Here is a 16,891-nt window from a genome sequence, read left to right on the forward strand (position 1 = left end):
CCGACACCGACATCGGACCGGCCACCGGCACGGAGACCGGCACGGGCACCGGCACGGGTTCCGCCGCCGTGCCGGTGCTCACCGCCTGCGGGCGCTCAGCCCATCCCGTACAGCGCCAGCGCGCGGGACGCGTCGCCGCGGACACCGTCCGCCAGCGACTCCGGCGACACCACCCGGCCCTGGTCGCCGAGCCGCAGCGCCAGCCCCCGCACCCACCGCGTGTCGGGCGTGCGCAGCACCACCCGCAGCCGGCCCTCGCCGAGCTCCTCCACGCTCTCGCACGGGTAGTAGTCCGCCACCCACCGGCCGCGCGCCGTCAGCTCCAGCGTCACCGCGACGTCCTGCGGCGACGGCCGGAACAGTCCCGCGTCCACGTCGATCGGCTCGGCCTCCTCCGGCACCTCCGCCGGCACGTCCAGCACCGCCAGGTCGAAGATCCGGTCCAGCTTGAACAGCCGCACCGCCTCCGCCCGCCGGCACCACCCCTCCAGGTAGGTGTTGCCCTCCACCACCAGCAGCCGCATCGGGTCCACGTCCCGCTCGGTGTTCTCGTCCCGCGCCGGCACGTAGTACCGCAGGTGGACGCGGCGGCCCTGCGCGATCGCGTCCCGCAGCGTCCCGAGCCCGGTGCTCGCCGAGTCCGCCGACCCGCCCCGCGCGTCGACCTCCACCGCCACCTTGCTCGACACCGCCGCCGCCGTGCCCGCCGCCGACTCCAGCTTCGCGATCACCCGCGACAGCGCGTCCCGGTCGTGCAGGTCCGGGATGCCCGCCAGCATCCGCAGCGCCACCAGCAGCGCCGACGCCTCGTCCACCTTCAGCCGCAGCGGCCGCGCGATCGACTCCGCCTCCGCCACCGTGATCTCCCCGCCCTCATAGGACAGGTCGATCGGGCAGTACGGGTCCGGCGCCCGCAACTCCACGCACCACAGCAGGTTCAGGTCGTCGATCAGCTGCTTCTCGGTCACCCCGAAAGCCGCCGCCGCCTCGCCCAGCAGCACCGAGTCGCGGTTCACCACGTACGGCACCAGCGCCAGCAGCCGCGCCAGCCGGTCCGTCGACGTCGTCGCCGGCGCCTTGGCCGCCTTCGCCGGCGGCTTCCCCGTCCTCGCGTTCGTCATCGCCCCGCTCACCCCAGCACCGACTTCAGCTGCTGGATGACCGCCTCGCGCAGGTCCGGCGGATCCAGCACCACCACGTCATCGGCGAACCGCGCCAGGTACGGCGCGAACCGCTCCACGTCACGGAACGTCAGGACCGCCTCGTCCCACTCCCCGTCCCCGGCCGGGCGCACGTCCCGCGCCCAGCGCCGCGGCCCCTGCGCCGCGCCGGCCCGCAGCCGCACCGTCGCCGGCCGCGGCTCGGTCACCGGGTCGCCCCAGTCGAACGCGATCTTCCGCACGTCCACCCCGTCCGGGACCGTCACCGACCCGTCCGGGCCGTCCGCCGCGACCTCGCCGACGATGCGGCTCAGCCGGAACACCCGCTCCTCGTCGCGGTCCCGGTCGAACCCCACCACGTACCAGCGGCCCCGCCGCGACACCACGCCCCACGGCTCCAGATGCCGCCGCACCACCGACGTCCGGCCGATCCCCTGGTAGTCGAACGCCACCGGACGGCCGTCGCGGACCGCCTCCCACAGCGCCGGGAACGCCGGATCGCCGGTGTTCACCCGCGGCTCCACGCCCACCGCCGTGGCCACGTCCGTCTCCACCCCCGCCGCACGCAGCTTCAGCAGCGCACCGGAGGCGGCCTCCGCCATGCTCGCGCGCTGCCACACCCGCGCCGCCAGCCCCAGCACCGCCGCCTCGTCCGGCGTCAGATGGATGTCGGGCAGCTCGTAGGCCTGCGGCGGGATCCGGTACCCGATCTCCTCGCCGCCGCCGCCCTGCTGGTCGCTGCCCACCTCCAGCGGCACGCCCAGCTCCCGCAGCTCCTCCTTGTCGCGCTCGAACATCCGCTTGAACGCCTCGTCGGAGTCCGGGTACCCGGGCACCGCCCGCCGGATCTGCTCGGCGGTCAGGTAGCGCCGGGTGGCGAGCAGGCAGACCACCAGATTGAGCAGGCGCTCGGTCTTGCGCCGCGACACTTGGCCACCAACCCCTTCCGCGGAGCCTCGCGCTCCGCCCCTCCGCTCCGCGACCTCCGGCGGCCCCGGCCGGGCCGACGGCCCGATCACGCCCCCGCCCGTCGCCCAGGACGCTACCGTTTCCCGGTGTGATCCGATGGCGCAAAGGCACAGTAGAGGGCATCCGCCGCGAATGGCCGGGGGCGGTCGAACTCGACGTCGTGATCGGGGACGACGGCGCGCACCGCGCACTGGCCTACCCCGACCTGGTCGGACGTCCCGAGCCCGGCGACACCGTCCTGCTCAACACTACGGCCTTGGCGCTGGGTCTCGGCACCGGCGGCTACGCCATGGTCGTCGCGGTCCCCGACCGGCTCCCGCCCGACCCGTCCGGCCCGGGCCACCTCGTCAAGGCCCGCTACACCCCGCTGCAGGCCACCGTCCTCGGCGCCGACGAGCAGGACTCCCCCCACCACGAGGTCCTCCGCGACGCCGACTCCCTCGGCGGCATGCCCGTCGTCGTCGCCGACCTGCACTCCGCCCTCGCGCCGATCCTCGCCGGCCTGCTCGCCGCACGCCCCGGCGCCCGGATCGTCTACCTCATGCCGGACGGCGGCGCGCTGCCGTCCTGGTTCTCCATGTCGATCGCCCGGCTCAAGGACGCCGGCGCCCTCGCCGCCACCGTCACCGCCGGGCAGGCGTTCGGCGGCGACCTGGAGGCCGTCACCGTCCACACCGGCCTCCTCGCCGCCCGGCTGGTCCTCGACGCCGACGCCGTCGTCCTCGCCCAGGGGCCCGGCAACCTCGGCACCGGCACGAAATGGGGCTTCTCCGGCGTCTCGGCGGGCGAGGCCGTCAACGCCGCGTCCGTCCTCGACGGCCGCCCCGTCGCGTCCCTGCGGGTCAGCGAGGGCGACAAGCGCGAACGCCACATCGGCGTCTCCCACCACTGCCTCACCGCCTACGGCCGCGTCGCCCTCGCCCGCGCCGACGTCCCCGTCCCCGAGCTCGGCGGCGGGTTCGGCGCCCGCGTCGCCGCCGAGGCCGCCCCGCTCGGCGACCGGCACACCCTCGTCCCCGTCCCCGTCGACGGCCTCCACGACACGCTCAGGGCCGCCGAGAAGGACTGGGGCGTCCGGCTGTCCACCATGGGCCGCCGCCTCGACGAGGACCTCGCCTACTTCCTCACGGCCGCCGCCGCGGGCCGGCACACCGCCGCCCTGCTCGGCTGACCGCCGCGGGGCCCGCGGCCGCCCGTCACAGCACCGCCGGCTCCGCGCCCGCGGCCCCCTCCTCGTCCACGACCTCGTGCGCTGCGGCCTCGTGCGCCGCGGCCTCCTCGGCCGTGAACGACGACGAGAACGTGAACGCGCGGGGCGACGGCCCCTGCGAACGCAGCAGGTCCAGCCGCTCCAGCGCCTCCTCCACCGTCGGGACGTACCCGGCCGGGATCCACCACAGCACCAGGTGCGCCTCGACGTGCCGCTCGAACCACTCGCGGCGCCGCCGCATCGTCTCCAGGTGCACGGTGCGGTAGACGAAGTCCCACAGCGCCTCCGGCGACTCCCACACCGAGTAGTTGATGATCACGTCGGCGCCGGCCGGCCGCATCCCGGTCGCGTCCGCCTGCCCCTCCTCCACGAGCCGCCACACGAACCCCGGCGCGCCGTCGGCGAGCGCGTTCACCGGGTCCAGGGCCGCCACGAAGTCCGCGGTGCGCGGGTCGTCGAGGGGGTACCGGAGCGTGCCCACGTTGAACTGGGCGAGATGGAAGCCTGCGCGAAGATCCTCGGATGCGGTCATGGCGTCACTCCACCACGCCCCTCGCTTCTATGTCAATCCTCATTGTTTTTAGAAGGTTCGGCCACCACGCAGCACGACCCCGGCCGCGGATCCATCCGCACCCGCACCCCCTCGGACCCCTCCACCAGCCCCTCGAGCAACGCCAGATTCATCCCGCACACCAGCGGGGGGAACCCCTCCGCCACCGCATGGAACGGGCAATTGCGCATCCGCAGAACCTCGCCGCCGCCACCCTGACCAGCCTCGCGGGCCTCGCCGGCGCCGCCCTCGCGGACCGGCTCATAACCACGCTCCTCCAGCACCTTCGCCAACGCATCCAGATCACCGCACGGCGCCCCCGCCGCCAACGCCGCACCCTCACGACGCGCCGCCTCCTGCACCTCCCGATCCAGCCCCGCCCGCTCCGCCACCCCCGCCAGCAGACCCGCCACCGTCCGGTAATCACGCGCCGGCAACGACACCCCGCGCTCCACCCCCGACCGCCGGTACACCTTCGCCGGACGCCCCGCCCCCGGCCCCGACCGCCCCGACAACCGCCGGCTCCCCGCCTCCAGCAGACCCCCGTCCACCAGCTTGTCCAGATGGAACGCCGCCAGCGTCCGCCCCACCCCCACCGCCTCCGCCGCCTCGTTCCGCCCCACCTCGCGGCCCCGGCCCACCACGAACTCGTACAACCGCCGCCGCACCGGATCCTGCAGCAGCGCCACCGCCTCGATGTCCTCCACCCCGCCATTCTAAGAACAGCGCAGATAGAACATAGAAACACCAAGGCCGCCGGGAGGCCCAACACCCCCGGCGGCCCTACGGAACGATCAGTGCGCGCCCAGCAGATCCACCACGAACACCAGCGTGTCCGACCCCCGGATCCCGTACTGCGCCAACCCCTTCGACCCGTAACCCAGCGACGGCGGCACCACCAGCAGCAACCGGCTCCCCACCCGCTGCCCCAGCAACGCCTGATCCCAGCCCTTCATCACCTGGCCCGTCCCCACCACCACACCGAACGGATGCCCCGCCGACCACGACGAATTGAACACCCGCCCATCACGCCAGAAATACCCCGCATACTGCGTCGCCAGCAGCTGCCCCTTCCGCAGCACCGGCCCATCACCCCGCACCAGCGTCCGCACCTGCAACCGCTTCGGCGGCGCCGCCTTCGGCACCGTCACCACCGGCGCCTGCCCCGCCGGCGCATCCGACACCCTCGGCAACGACGGATCGGCCAACGCCGCCTGCTTCACCCCGTGCGGCCCCGACTTCCCCGAATACACACCCAGCACGTCCAGCACGTACACCAGCGTGTCCCCCGACCCCACCTGATGCCGCGCATCACCCGCCGCCCCGAACCCGTCCTTCGGCGGAATCCGCGCCACCACCCGCGACCCCGGCCGCGCCCCCTCCAACGCCTTCACCAGACCCGGCACCAGCTGCCACGTCGAAAAGAACCCCGGCCGCCCCTCCGCATAACTGCTCGCCAGCAGCTTCTTCCCCGACTTGTTCCAGCGGTACCCCACATAGTCCGCCATCACCAGATCACCCTTGCGGGCCGCCGTCCCCTTCCCCTCCTTCAGCGTCTTCACCGCCAGCGACCCCTCAGGACCGCCCTTCGGGAACGACACCTCCGGCAGACGCCCGAACGCGCCCTTCACCGACACCTTCACATCCGGACCACCCGAACACCCTGCCGCCAACGGCACCACAAGAACGGCGACGGCGGGCAAAGCGACGACACGACGGAGAACACGACGGCGCATACGGGTCCTTCGAGGGGTGATGAGCGCTGCTGCGCGCTCACCCTACAACCCAAGTGACCAGCCGGTAGCGCACACCACGCGACACACCCCCACCACACCCGCCCCAGGCGCCGCCGCCCCCGCGACGGCACCCGGACCGGACGTCACATCCCCGCGATCAGCTTGTCCACCCGCTCGTCCACCGACCGGAACGGATCCTTGCACAGCACCGTCCGCTGCGCCTGATCGTTCAACTTCAGATGCACCCAGTCCACCGTGAAATCACGCCGCTTCTCCTGCGCCTTCCGGATGAACTCCCCCCGCAACCGCGCCCGCGTCGTCTGCGGCGGCACCGACTTCGCCTCGAAGATGTCCAGATCCCGCGACACCCGCTCCACCGACCCCCGCTTCTCCAGCAGGTAGTACAACCCCCGATCACGATGCACATCGTGATACGTCAGATCCAGCTGAGCCACCCGCGGCGACGACAACGGCAGATCGTACTTGCGCCGGTACCGCTCGATCAGCTTGTACTTCATCACCCAGTCGATCTCCCGCGACACCAGATCCAGATCGCCCGTCTCCACCGCCCGCAGCGTCCGCTCCCACAGATCCAGCACCCGCTTCGCCGTCGCGTCCCCGCCCCGCGAATCCACGAAGTCCCGCGCCTTCCCGAAGTACTCCTTCTGGATCTCCAGCGAACTCGCCTCGCGCCCGTTCGCCAACCGCACCTTCCGCCGCCCCGTCATGTCATGACTGACCTCCCGGATCGCCCGGATCGGGTTCTCCAGCGTCAGATCACGCATCACCACCCCCGCCTCCACCATCCGCAGCACCAGGTCGGTCGCCCCGACCTTCAGCAGCATCGTCGCCTCGCTCATGTTCGAGTCACCGACGATCACGTGCAGCCGCCGGAACCGCTCCGCGTCCGCATGCGGCTCATCCCGCGTATTGATGATCGGACGCGACCGCGTCGTCGCCGACGACACGCCCTCCCAGATGTGCTCCGCCCGCTGCGACACGCAGTACACCGCACCCCGCGGCGTCTGCAGCACCTTCCCCGCACCACAGATGATCTGCCGCGTCACCAGGTACGGGATCAGCACGTCCGCCAGCCGCCCGAACTCCCCGTGCCGCCCCACCAGATAGTTCTCGTGGCAGCCGTACGAATTCCCCGCCGAATCGGTGTTGTTCTTGAACAGGTAGATGTCGCCGGCGATCCCCTCCTCACGGAGCCGCCGCTCGGCGTCCACCAGCAGACCCTCCAGGATCCGCTCCCCCGCCTTGTCATGCGTCACCAGATCCACGACGCTGTCGCACTCCGGCGTCGCATACTCCGGATGACTCCCCACATCCAGATAGAGCCGCGCACCGTTGCGCAGGAACACGTTGCTGCTCCGGCCCCAGGACACCACCCTGCGGAACAGATAGCGCGCCACCTCGTCCGGTGACAACCGCCGCTGCCCGCGGAAGGTGCAAGTGACGCCGTACTCGTTCTCAAGCCCGAAGATGCGCCTGTCCACACCACGACCCTATGCGGCCCGGCCCCGACTTGGCAGTCTCAAAAGCCCACCGTTTCCCCCACGAAACAAACCCGCCGCGGCCGGACGGCACCACACCACCCGGCCACGACGGGCCAAACTCACCCCGGCGCCACAATCCACCGGCGCCGCCGACAGCCGATCAGTCCTCGCCGTCGCCCAGCACGTCGTCCACATCCTCCACCGACGGACCCGCCGACCCCGCCGACGAACCGCCCGACGAACCGGACGACCCCGCGCCCGAACCACCGTCACCCGCCGCCAGCAACTCCTCGATCCGCCGCGCCGGCAACCGCCGGAACAACCGGTGCTCCCGATTCCGGTCCAGCACCGCGACCTCCAGCGACTTCGCCTCCAGCCGCCGATCCGAATCCTGCGCCTCCAGAGCCCGCACCGCCGTCCGCAGCGCCACCTCCAGCGACGCCCCCTCCTCGTAACCGTCCTTCAGCGCCTGCGCGACCGACTCCGTCTGACCGCCCATCGCCACGTACCCGTGCTCATCCGCCACCGACCCGTCGAACGTCAGCCGGTAGATCTGGTCCGTCTCCGCGTCCTCACCCACCTCCGCGACGACCAACTCCACCTCGTAAGGCTTGTTCGTCTCCGTGAAGATCGTCCCCAGCGACTGCGCGTACACGTTCGCCAGACCCCGCGCCGTCACATCACGACGGTCGTACTGGTACCCGTTGATGTCCGCGTACCGCACCCCGCCCAGCCGCAGGTTCTCGAACTCGTTGTACTTCCCCACCGCCGCGAACGCGATCCGGTCATAGATCTCACTGATCTTGTGCAGCGCCCGCGACGGATTGTCCGCCACGAACAGGATGCCGTCGTCGTACTGCAGCACCACCACACTGCGGCCACGCGCGATCCCCTTGCGCGCATAGTCCGCCTTGTCCTTCATCTGCTGTTCGGGCGACACATAGAACGGCATGGACACCGGTCGGATCCCTTCTATCGCAGCGGGGCGGTCGGACCGCCCGGCGAGTCGTAACGTCCATCCACGACGGCCTGCGCCAACGCGCCCACCTCGTCCTCACCCAGCCGGCGATACCCGTCCGACGTCACCGACGCCACCACCGGGAAGATCCGCCGCGTCAGATCGGGACCGCCCGTCGCCGAATCGTCGTCGGCCGCGTCGTACAGCGCCTGCACGCACGCCAGCGCCGCGTCCTCCGCCGACAGATCCGCCCGGTACAGCTTCTTCAGCGAACCCCGCGCGAACACCGACCCCGAACCGATCGAGTGGAAGTCCCGCTCCTCGTACCGCCCGCCCGCCGGGTCGTAGGAGAAGATCCGCCCCCCGTCCCGCTCCTCGTCATAGCCCGCGAACAGCGGCACCACCGCCAGCCCCTGCATCGCCATCGCCAGGTTCTGCCGCACCATCGTCGCCAGCCGGTTCGCCTTGCCCTCCACCGACAGCGTCCGGCCCTCGCGCTTCTCGTAATGCTCCAGCTCCACCTGGAACAGCCGGACCATCTCGATCCCGATCCCGGCCGTCCCCGCGATCGCGATCGCCGAGAACTCATCCGCCCGGAACACCTTCTCGATGTCCCGCTGCGCGATCACGTTCCCCGCCGTCGCCCGCCGGTCCCCCGCCATCACCACCCCGCCGGGGAAGCTCACCGCGACGATCGTCGTCCCATGCGGGATCTCATCCCCCACCGGCGACACCGGCACCGCGCGCCGGCCCGGCAGCAGCTCCGGCGAGTACACCCCCAGGAACTCCGTGAACGAAGACGTATCCGGGCTCGTGAACAGCCCCGGCAGACGTCCGGTGTGCGAATCGTGGGACGCCACGCGACTCCCTTCCCTCCACCAGGCGCCGGCGGCCCTCGCAACTCCCACCGGCGCAGACGACTACGACCCTACTGTTCAACCCTCACCCGGCGCATGCCGGTGATCCACCACCGCGTCAGCCCACGGCGAACCTTCCCCCGCGAAAGCCCGCCCACCCGTACAGAACGAACACGCGCACGACGGGCCGGCCGTGCGCGCGTGTCGTGCCCCGCCCACGCTCCGGCGACGGTCAGGAGTACACGAACGTGCCGTCCTCGTCCGAGCCGACCCACGTCGGCATGTCGAGCTCCTCGTCGAACGGCAGCGTCTCCTTGCGGTACCGGCCGTCCGCCTCCCAGAACTCCTTCCACCCGCCCTGCGGCACCGTGGTCGGGTCGACGTCCGGAACCGTCAACGACAACCGCGTCCCACCGTCCGCCGTCCCCACCGTCTGCACGAGCCGCCCCTCCACGTAGTCCGCCGCCCGGCGAAGGGTGATCGGGTCGTCGCGAAGCTGCCCCATGCCACTGTTGCAGCCGGTACAGGCCAGGCCGCGTACCGCGCCGGTGGCGTGGTCATGGTCGACGTGCCCCGCCGGTTGGTCGGCGCAGATGGCGCAGAGACCGACCTGCAGCTTCAGGAGCCACTTGGCGTCCTCGTCGTTGATCCCGTACTTCTGCCGCAGGTGGTAGTGCCGCGCCGACTGCAGCCTGTCCCCACGCGTCCGCCAGAACGGATCCCACCGGACGCGGTCCGGCCCTCCGAAGACGGGGGCGCCCACCTCGATGCGCATCCTCCGCGCGTGCGAGCCGCGCAGCTCGAGGTAGTCCGCCGCCAGGCGGAGCACGGCAGGGTCGTCGTGGAACTGGCCGAGCCCGCCGTTGCACTTGAAGCAGAGGATCCGGCGGACCAGGCCGGTGAGATGGCTGTGGTCGACGTGCTTCGCCGGCGCCCGGAGGCAGATGACGCAGACGCCGCCCTGTTCGGCGACCATCCGCTCCACCTCCTGCTCGGTCACCCCGTAGCGCAGCTTGAGCAGGTAATTGCGCTCGCTCCCGTGCTTCTCCCTCTTGTGCTCGGCGATCACCCGGTTGTAGCACGGCTTGCAGTACGTGGCGATTCCGGTTTTCTTCGCTCGGTTACTACCGAACTCGGAAACCGATTTGACCGTTTCACACCGAGGGCAATACTTCATCCCATTCGGCACGATCGAGCGCCGCCGATAGGCGCGGACCTCCTTACCCTGCACAGCCTGCTTTCCCCGATAGGAAGAGGCGTTCCGAAGGCCGAAGCAGGCCTTGCAGTAGAGCGACAGGCCATCCGCTGACGCCTTCCGTTTCCAGAATTCGCCGACCGGCTTGACCTCGCCGCAGTCGCGGCACTTTTTCACGAGCATGGGCGAGACTTTACCAGCCTCGCCCATGCCTTTCGCTAGTTATTGGTGCTCCACCCGGCCGGACATCGTCCATTCTCTGATCGATTCGGACATGTCCGGATTTATCACATTATTGTCCGCCTTTTTGGACGAACCCACGGACGAATTCCTCCGCATTTTCCTCGAGGACTTCGTCAATTTCGTCGAGAATTGAATCGACGTCGTCGGTCAGCTTCTCCTGCCGCTCCTGGACGTCTTCGGTGGTCGTGGCCTCGGTCTCCTCGACCTCTTCCGTGCGCCGGGTGGTCTGCTTCTGACCGCCGGTGTCCTTCGTGGCCATTCCGTACCTCCGCTTCTTGCCGGTACCCCGACCCTATCTCCGATCTTCCTAGACGAGCGGATCTTATGGTCCGTTTCGTCCGGTCGCTCTAGGCGTCGGGGGCCTGATCCGGTTATCGCCCGTCCGCCGACCCATGAAACAGGCAAAGCGGTCACGAAACCGCGACATCACCCGTCGGTGCAGGTCAGCGTGGGATGCCACTCGATAGTGGCACTATCCAACGGGCGCCGTCCAAGATCTGGACGGCGCCCGCGTGTCAGCCCCTGAGGGCCCTGGTTCAGCCCTGGCCGGTCAGCGTGGCCACGAGCTCGGCCGCGGTGCGGCAGCGGTCCAGCAGGGCGCCCACGTGCTGCTTGGTGCCGCGCAGCGGCTCCAGGGTCGGGACGCGCTGGAGCGACTCGCGGCCGGGGACGTCGAAGATGACGGAGTCCCAGGAGGCGGCGGCCACGGAGTCGGCGTACTGGCGCAGGCAGCGACCGCGGAAGTAGGCGCGGGTGTCCTCGGGCGGGTCGTCGATGGCGTGCTCGACCTCGGCCTCGGTGACGAGGTGCTCGACGCGGTCGCGGGACGCCAGCCGGTTGTACAGGCCCTTGTCGGGGCGGATGTCGGCGTACTGCAGGTCGACGAGCTGGAGGCGGGGGTGGGACCAGTCGATGCCGTCGCGGCTGCGGTAGCCCTCCAGGAGGGCGAGCTTGGCGACCCAGTCGAGCTCGCGGGACAGCTGCATGGGGTCGTCGCCGAGGCGGTGCAGGACGGACTCCCAGCGGTCCAGGACGTCCTTGGTCATCTCGTCGACGTCGGCGCCGAAGCGGTCCTCGACGTACTTGCGGGACTGCTCGAGGTACTCCATCTGGAGCTGGACGGCGGTCATCTTGCGGCCGTCGCGCAGGGTGAGCAGGTGCTTGCAGGACGGGTCGTGGGAGACGGCGCGCAGGGCGGCGACGGGCATGTCGACGGACAGGTCGACGGTGAGGAAGCCGTCCTCGATCATGGCGAGGACGAGGGAGGTCGTGCCGAGCTTGAGGTAGGTGGACAGCTCGGCCATGTTGGCGTCGCCGATGATGACGTGCAGGCGGCGGTACTTCTCGGGGTCGGCGTGGGGTTCGTCGCGGGTGTTGATGATGGGGCGCTTGAGGGTGGTCTCGAGGCCGACCTCGACCTCGAAGAAGTCGGCGCGCTGGCTGATCTGGAAGCCGTCGCCGCGTCCGTCGACGCCGATGCCGACGCGGCCGGCGCCGCAGACGACCTGGCGGGAGACGAAGAAGGGGGTGAGGTGGCGGACGATGTCGGCGAAGGGGGTCTCGCGGCGCATGAGGTAGTTCTCATGGCAGCCGTAGGAGGCGCCCTTGTTGTCGGTGTTGTTCTTGTAGAGCTGGATGGGGTGGGTGCCGGGGACCATGGCGGCGCGGGCGGCGGCGTCGGCCATGACGCGTTCGCCGGCCTTGTCCCAGATGACGGCGTCGCGGGGGTTGGTGCATTCGGGGGCGGAGTACTCGGGGTGGGCGTGGTCGACGTAGAGCCGGGCGCCGTTGGTGAGGATGATGTTGGCGAGGCCGAGGTCCTCGTCGGTGAGCTGGGTGGGGTCGGCGACCTCGCGGGCGAGGTCGAAGCCGCGGGCGTCGCGGAGGGGGTTCTCCTCTTCGAAGTCCCAGCGGGCTCTGCGGGCCCGTGCGGCCGATGCCGCGAGGTAGGCGTTGACGACCTGGCTGGAGGTCACCATCGCGTTGGCCCCTGGCTGCCCGGGTACGGAGATGCCGTACTCGGTCTCGATGCCCATCACCCGCCGAACACTCATATCGTCGAGCCTATCGGGGCGGGGAGGGTGGAGCCATGGGGCCGGTCTTTCCCGGGGCGTGTCGGGGTGCCGGGCGGGGTGCGGAACGGCGTGCGGCGGCCGCCCCGTGGTGGGGCGGCCGCCGCGTGGCCGTTCGTGTGGTGCGTCTTACAGGTACTGGCCGGTGTTGGCGACGGTGTCGATGGATCGGCCGGCTTCGGCGCCCTTGGTTCCGGAGACGAGGGTGCGGATGTAGACGATCCGCTCGCCCTTCTTGCCGGAGATGCGGGCCCAGTCGTCGGGGTTGGTGGTGTTGGGCAGGTCCTCGTTCTCGCTGAACTCGTCGACGCAGGCGGCGAGGAGGTGGTTGACGCGCAAGCCCTTCTGGCCGGTGTCGAGGAACTGCTTGATGGCCATCTTCTTGGCGCGGTCGACGATGTTCTGGATCATGGCGCCGGAGTTGAAGTCCTTGAAGAACAGGACTTCCTTGTCGCCGTTGGCGTAGGTGACCTCGAGGAAGCGGTTCTCCTCGCTCTCGGTGTACATCCGCTCGACGGTCCGCTGGATCATCGCCTCGACGGTGGCCTCTTCGGAGCCGCCGTGCTCCTTGAGGTCGTCGGGGTGCAGCGGGAGGCCGCTGAGGATGTACTTGGAGAAGATGTCCTTGGCGGCTTCGGCGTCGGGCCGTTCGATCTTGATCTTGACGTCGAGGCGGCCGGGCCGCAGGATCGCGGGGTCGATCATGTCCTCGCGGTTGGAGGCGCCGATGACGATGACGTTCTCCAGTCCCTCGACGCCGTCGATCTCGCTGAGCAGCTGCGGGACGATGGTGTTCTCGACGTCGGAGGAGACGCCGGATCCGCGGGTGCGGAAGATGGAGTCCATCTCGTCGAAGAAGACGATGACCGGGGTTCCGGCGGAGGCCTTCTCGCGGGCGCGCTGGAAGACCAGGCGGATGTGCCGTTCGGTCTCGCCGACGTACTTGTTGAGGAGTTCGGGGCCCTTGATGTTGAGGAAGAAGCTCTTGCCCTCCTTGCCGGTCTGTTCGGCGACCTTCTTGGCGAGGCTGTTGGCGACGGCCTTGGCGATGAGGGTCTTGCCGCATCCGGGCGGTCCGTAGAGCAGGACGCCCTTGGGGGGCCGGAGCTTGTGCTCGCGGAACAGGTCGGCGTGCAGGTAGGGCAGTTCGACGGCGTCGCGGATCATTTCGATCTGCGAGCCGAGTCCGCCGATCTCCTCGTAGGAGATGTCGGGGACCTCTTCGAGGACGAGTTCTTCGACCTCGGCCTTGTGGATCTTCTCGTAGGCGTAGCCGGAGCGGGGTTCGAGCATCAGGGAGTCGCCGGCGCGCAGCGGGACGCCGCGGAGCGGTTCGGCGAGCTTGATGACGCGTTCCTCGTCGGTGTGCCCGATCACGAGGGCGCGTTCGCCGTCGTCGAAGAGCTCCTTGAGCATGACGACCTCGCCCTGCTCTTCGAACTTGAGGGCTTCGACGACGTTGAGGGCCTCGTTGAGCATGACCTCCTGGCCGCGTTGGAGTTCGTCGACGTCGACGGCGGGGCTGACGTTGACGCGCAGCTTGCGTCCGCCGGTGAAGATGTCGACGGTTCCGTCGTCGCGGGTTTCGAGGAAGACCCCGAAGCCGGAGGGTGGTTGAGCGAGCCTGTCGACCTCCTCCTTGAGCGCCACGATCTGTTCGCGAGCCTCTTTGAGGGTCGCTACGAGTCGCTCGTTCTGGCCTGTCACGGCGGCCAGGTTCGCTTGTGCCTCATGGAGGCGTTCTTCCAGGACACGTACTTGGCGCGGGGATTCCGCGAGCTTGCGGCGCAGCACGGAGATCTCCTCCTCCAGGAAGGAGATCTGCGTTTGGAGGTCCTTGACCTCCTTGTCGTGCTGCGCCCTGCGCGCCCCAGCATCGTCACGAGCGGCCACGCCCCGTCACCTCCTCACGAAGAGAGCCGACGACCTACTGAGACCCTACCTATCTGGAGGGCTTCCGTAACCTGCCCATTCGGTACTCGTGTCGTGCGGGTGTGCTTCGGGTGGTGTCGGGGGGGCGGGCCGGGGGTGGTGTTGGTGGTGGTGTTGTGCTGGGCGGACCTGGGGTTTTGGGTGTCGGGGCGTGTCGGGGTGGAGGGTTTGTCGATTTCGGGGTGTGGGGGGTGGGAGACGGCGTGTCGCGGCGTGGCGGATTGCCGGGTCCTGCCTGGGGTGCGGGGGTGTGTGATCTAGGACTCGGTGGTGCGCCCGGGCGTGGCGTCGGCGGTGGCATCGCCGGAGTCGTCGCCGGCCGTGTCGCCGGGCGTGGTGGTGGCGGGTGCGGGGTGGGCGCCCTTGGCGGGGCGGCGGCGGCGCACGGGCGGGGTGACGCCGTCGGCGAGGCGGCGGGCGGTGACGAGGAAGCCGGTGTGGCCGACCATGCGGTGGTCGGGGCGGACGGCGAGGCCGTCGACGTGCCAGGAGCGCAGGAGGGTCTCGAAGGCGTAGGGCTCGGCGAAGGCGCCGTGGGCGCGCAGGTCCTCGACGACGCGGGACATCTGGGTGGTGGTGGCGATGTAGGCGCAGACCATGCCGCCGGGGATGAGGGCCTTGGCGACGGCGTCGAGGGTCTCCCAGGGGGCGAGCATGTCGAGGACGACGCGGTCGGCCTCGGTCTCGGTGAGGGCGTCCTCGAGGGAGCCGACGGTGAGGCGCCAGGAGGGGTGGGGGCCGCCGAAGAACTTCTCGACGTTGGCGCGGGCGATGTCGGCGAAGTCGGGGCGGCGCTCGTAGGAGGAGACGAGGCCGTGTTCGCCTACGGCGCGCAGGAGGAAGCAGCTGAGGGCGCCGGAGCCGGCGCCGGCCTCGATGACGCGGGCGCCGGGGAAGATGTCGGCCATGGCGACGATCTGGGCGGCGTCCTTGGGGTAGACGACGGCGGCGCCGCGGGGCATGCGGACGGCGAAGTCGGCGAGGAGGGGGCGGAAGGCGAGGTATTCGACGCCGCCGCTGGAGCGGTAGACGGTGCCTTCGGGGCTGCCGATGATGTCGTCGTGGGGGACGGAGCCTTTGTGGGAGTGGTAGAGCTTGCCGGGCTGGAGGGTGATGGTGTTGATGCGGCCTTTGGGGTCGGTGAGCTGAACCTGGTCTCCGGGCCGGAACGGGCCGTGCGGGATGCGGCCGGTGGAGGGGGCGGGCTCGGTGGGCTGGGGTTCGCTCATGGTGGTCAAGGCTAGCGCCGGGGGGCCGCAGCTCAGGCCGTCCGGGCGGGGTGGGGGCGGGGGTCAGACGCCGGCGAAGGCGCGGTCGACGTCGGTGACGGCGAGGACGCCGTAGACGCGGCCGTCGGGTTCGGTGAGGAGGTATTCGGAGGCGGGGTTGCGGCGGAGGGCGTCGATGAGGTCCTCGCCGGTGAGGTCGGCGGGGAGGGTGAGGTCGGGTTCGATGCCGCGGGAGAGTTCGCCGACGGTGATCCAGGGGCGGCGGTGCTCGGGGGTGGCGGTGACGGCCTTCTCGCTGACGAGGCCCTGGGGGGTGCCGTCGTGGTCGGCGACGACGAGGGCGCCGGCGTGGTCGGCGTGGGCGCGGCGGACGGCTTCGGCGAGGGGGGTGTCGGGGGTGACGAGGGTGGCCCGGCGGGCGAGGCGGCGGGCGGACAGCAGGGGGACGCGGTCGCGGAAGCGTTCGGCGCGGATGGCCTGGGTGGCGCCGACCCAGATGAAGGAGGCGACGAGGGCGGACCACAGGAGGGCGAGCCAGCCGATGCCGCCGGTGCCGTCCTCGGTGCGGTAGGTGGCGAGGTAGGCGCCGGCGATGAGGCAGGCGACGGCGACGCCGCGGCCGACCCAGCCGGCGAAGATGGCGCCGCTGCGGCTGTGGCCGGTGGCCTTCCAGACGAGGGCGCGGACGAGGCGTCCGCCGTCGAGGGGCAGGCCGGGCAGCAGGTTGAAGACGCCGACGAGGAGGTTGGCGAAGGTGAGGGCGTCGATGAGCAGGAGGGCGACGTCGGGGAGGGGGAGGACGGCGTGGGCGAGGAGGCCGAGGCCGGCGAGGACGAGGTTGACGAGGGGGCCGGCGAAGGCGATGAGGAATTCGCGGCCGGGGGTGGCGGCCTCGCGTTCGATGGAGGTCTCGCCGCCGAGGATGTGCAGGGTGACGGAGCGGACGGGGAGGCCGAGGACGCGGGCGGTGACGGCGTGGCTGAGTTCGTGGACGAAGACGGAGCCGTAGAGCAGGACGGCGTAGGCGAAGGCGACGATGTAGCTGAGGGGGCGGTCGATGACGCCGTTGACCTGGCCTTCGAACATGACGGTGACGAGGATGGCGACCAGGAACCAGCTGGGCGAGACGTAGACGGGGACGCCGAAGGGGCGGCCCATGTAGAGGCCGGGCCGGGCGTTGGGGCCGCCGTTGCGGGGGCCGGGGTCGCCGGCGGGCGTCTTGCCCTGGGTCGGGGGCGCACTGTTGGTCACATGTCCGATGCTACGGCCCTGTGGGGG

General features: G+C 70.5%; 15 protein-coding genes. 1 reads left to right on the forward strand and 14 read right to left on the reverse strand.

From position 1 onward, the window contains the following. Positions 1-95: 95 nt before the first annotated feature. Both J4709_RS49455 and J4709_RS55290 read right to left on the reverse strand, forming a co-directional pair. A complete protein-coding gene (locus J4709_RS49455) occupies positions 96-1,121 on the reverse strand; it encodes a helix-turn-helix transcriptional regulator (protein WP_208252463.1) in 1,026 nt (341 codons plus the stop codon). An 8-nt stretch (positions 1,122-1,129) separates the two neighbouring features. Further along, on the reverse strand, positions 1,130-2,089 hold the full coding sequence (locus J4709_RS55290) for a helix-turn-helix transcriptional regulator (RefSeq protein ID WP_173093371.1): 960 nt from the start codon (positions 2,087-2,089) through the stop codon (positions 1,130-1,132). Between the two features lie 128 nt (positions 2,090-2,217). Here J4709_RS55290 and J4709_RS49465 point away from each other — a divergent pair, with 128 nt between their 5' ends. Then, on the forward strand, positions 2,218-3,300 hold the full coding sequence (locus J4709_RS49465) for a DUF3866 family protein (RefSeq protein WP_208252464.1): 1,083 nt from the start codon (positions 2,218-2,220) through the stop codon (positions 3,298-3,300). Positions 3,301-3,325: 25 nt separating this feature from the next. On the opposite strand, the gene J4709_RS49470 is transcribed toward J4709_RS49465, so the two are convergent. From J4709_RS49470 to J4709_RS49525, 12 genes are all read right to left on the reverse strand, one after another. Then, positions 3,326-3,871, reverse strand: coding sequence for a DUF3291 domain-containing protein (locus tag J4709_RS49470; RefSeq protein ID WP_208252465.1), 546 nt, complete (start codon positions 3,869-3,871; stop codon positions 3,326-3,328). Positions 3,872-3,903: 32 nt separating this feature from the next. Continuing rightward, on the reverse strand, positions 3,904-4,596 hold the full coding sequence (locus J4709_RS49475; protein ID WP_208252466.1) for a helix-turn-helix transcriptional regulator: 693 nt from the start codon (positions 4,594-4,596) through the stop codon (positions 3,904-3,906). A gap of 87 nt (positions 4,597-4,683) precedes the next feature. Continuing rightward, complete coding sequence (locus J4709_RS49480) at positions 4,684-5,532, reverse strand: FKBP-type peptidyl-prolyl cis-trans isomerase (protein ID WP_307802145.1); 849 nt, start codon at positions 5,530-5,532, stop codon at positions 4,684-4,686. A 236-nt stretch (positions 5,533-5,768) separates the two neighbouring features. Then, positions 5,769-7,127, reverse strand: coding sequence for a Pup--protein ligase (gene pafA, locus J4709_RS49485; protein WP_151592999.1), 1,359 nt, complete (start codon positions 7,125-7,127; stop codon positions 5,769-5,771). 160 nt (positions 7,128-7,287) lie between these two features. Then, on the reverse strand, positions 7,288-8,079 hold the full coding sequence (gene prcA, locus J4709_RS49490; protein WP_208252499.1) for a proteasome subunit alpha: 792 nt from the start codon (positions 8,077-8,079) through the stop codon (positions 7,288-7,290). Positions 8,080-8,099: 20 nt separating this feature from the next. Beyond that, positions 8,100-8,945, reverse strand: a complete 846-nt coding sequence (prcB, locus tag J4709_RS49495) for a proteasome subunit beta (RefSeq protein ID WP_208252468.1) — start codon at positions 8,943-8,945, stop codon at positions 8,100-8,102. 229 nt (positions 8,946-9,174) lie between these two features. After that, positions 9,175-10,011 carry an endonuclease VII domain-containing protein gene (locus J4709_RS49500; RefSeq protein WP_208252469.1) on the reverse strand — a complete coding sequence of 279 codons (837 nt, stop codon included), beginning with the start codon at positions 10,009-10,011 and terminating at the stop codon, positions 9,175-9,177. A 418-nt stretch (positions 10,012-10,429) separates the two neighbouring features. Further along, on the reverse strand, positions 10,430-10,639 hold the full coding sequence (locus J4709_RS49505; protein WP_067638008.1) for a ubiquitin-like protein Pup: 210 nt from the start codon (positions 10,637-10,639) through the stop codon (positions 10,430-10,432). A gap of 277 nt (positions 10,640-10,916) precedes the next feature. Beyond that, on the reverse strand, positions 10,917-12,434 hold the full coding sequence (dop, locus tag J4709_RS49510) for a depupylase/deamidase Dop (protein ID WP_208252470.1): 1,518 nt from the start codon (positions 12,432-12,434) through the stop codon (positions 10,917-10,919). A gap of 147 nt (positions 12,435-12,581) precedes the next feature. Continuing rightward, positions 12,582-14,345, reverse strand: coding sequence for a proteasome ATPase (arc, locus tag J4709_RS49515; RefSeq protein WP_208252471.1), 1,764 nt, complete (start codon positions 14,343-14,345; stop codon positions 12,582-12,584). A gap of 296 nt (positions 14,346-14,641) precedes the next feature. Continuing rightward, positions 14,642-15,613, reverse strand: coding sequence for a tRNA (adenine-N1)-methyltransferase (locus tag J4709_RS49520; RefSeq protein WP_232385257.1), 972 nt, complete (start codon positions 15,611-15,613; stop codon positions 14,642-14,644). A gap of 63 nt (positions 15,614-15,676) precedes the next feature. Then, positions 15,677-16,864, reverse strand: coding sequence for a site-2 protease family protein (locus tag J4709_RS49525; RefSeq protein WP_208252472.1), 1,188 nt, complete (start codon positions 16,862-16,864; stop codon positions 15,677-15,679). Positions 16,865-16,891: the final 27 nt, after the last annotated feature.

The organism is Actinomadura violacea, from assembly GCF_017573465.1.
Taxonomy (GTDB): Bacteria; Actinomycetota; Actinomycetes; order Streptosporangiales; family Streptosporangiaceae; genus Spirillospora; species Spirillospora violacea.

Bases quoted from the DNA above. Each gene is read 5' to 3' on its own strand.
- J4709_RS49455 (WP_208252463.1), bottom strand. From the start codon at position 1,121: ATGACGAACGCGAGGACGGGGAAGCCGCCGGCGAAGGCGGCCAAGGCG.
- J4709_RS49470 (WP_208252465.1), bottom strand. From the start codon at position 3,871: ATGACCGCATCCGAGGATCTTCGCGCAGGCTTCCATCTCGCCCAGTTC.
- prcA (WP_208252499.1), bottom strand. From the start codon at position 8,079: ATGCCGTTCTATGTGTCGCCCGAACAGCAGATGAAGGACAAGGCGGAC.
- J4709_RS49505 (WP_067638008.1), bottom strand. From the start codon at position 10,639: ATGGCCACGAAGGACACCGGCGGTCAGAAGCAGACCACCCGGCGCACG.
- dop (WP_208252470.1), bottom strand. From the start codon at position 12,434: ATGAGTGTTCGGCGGGTGATGGGCATCGAGACCGAGTACGGCATCTCC.
- J4709_RS49520 (WP_232385257.1), bottom strand. From the start codon at position 15,613: ATGAGCGAACCCCAGCCCACCGAGCCCGCCCCCTCCACCGGCCGCATC.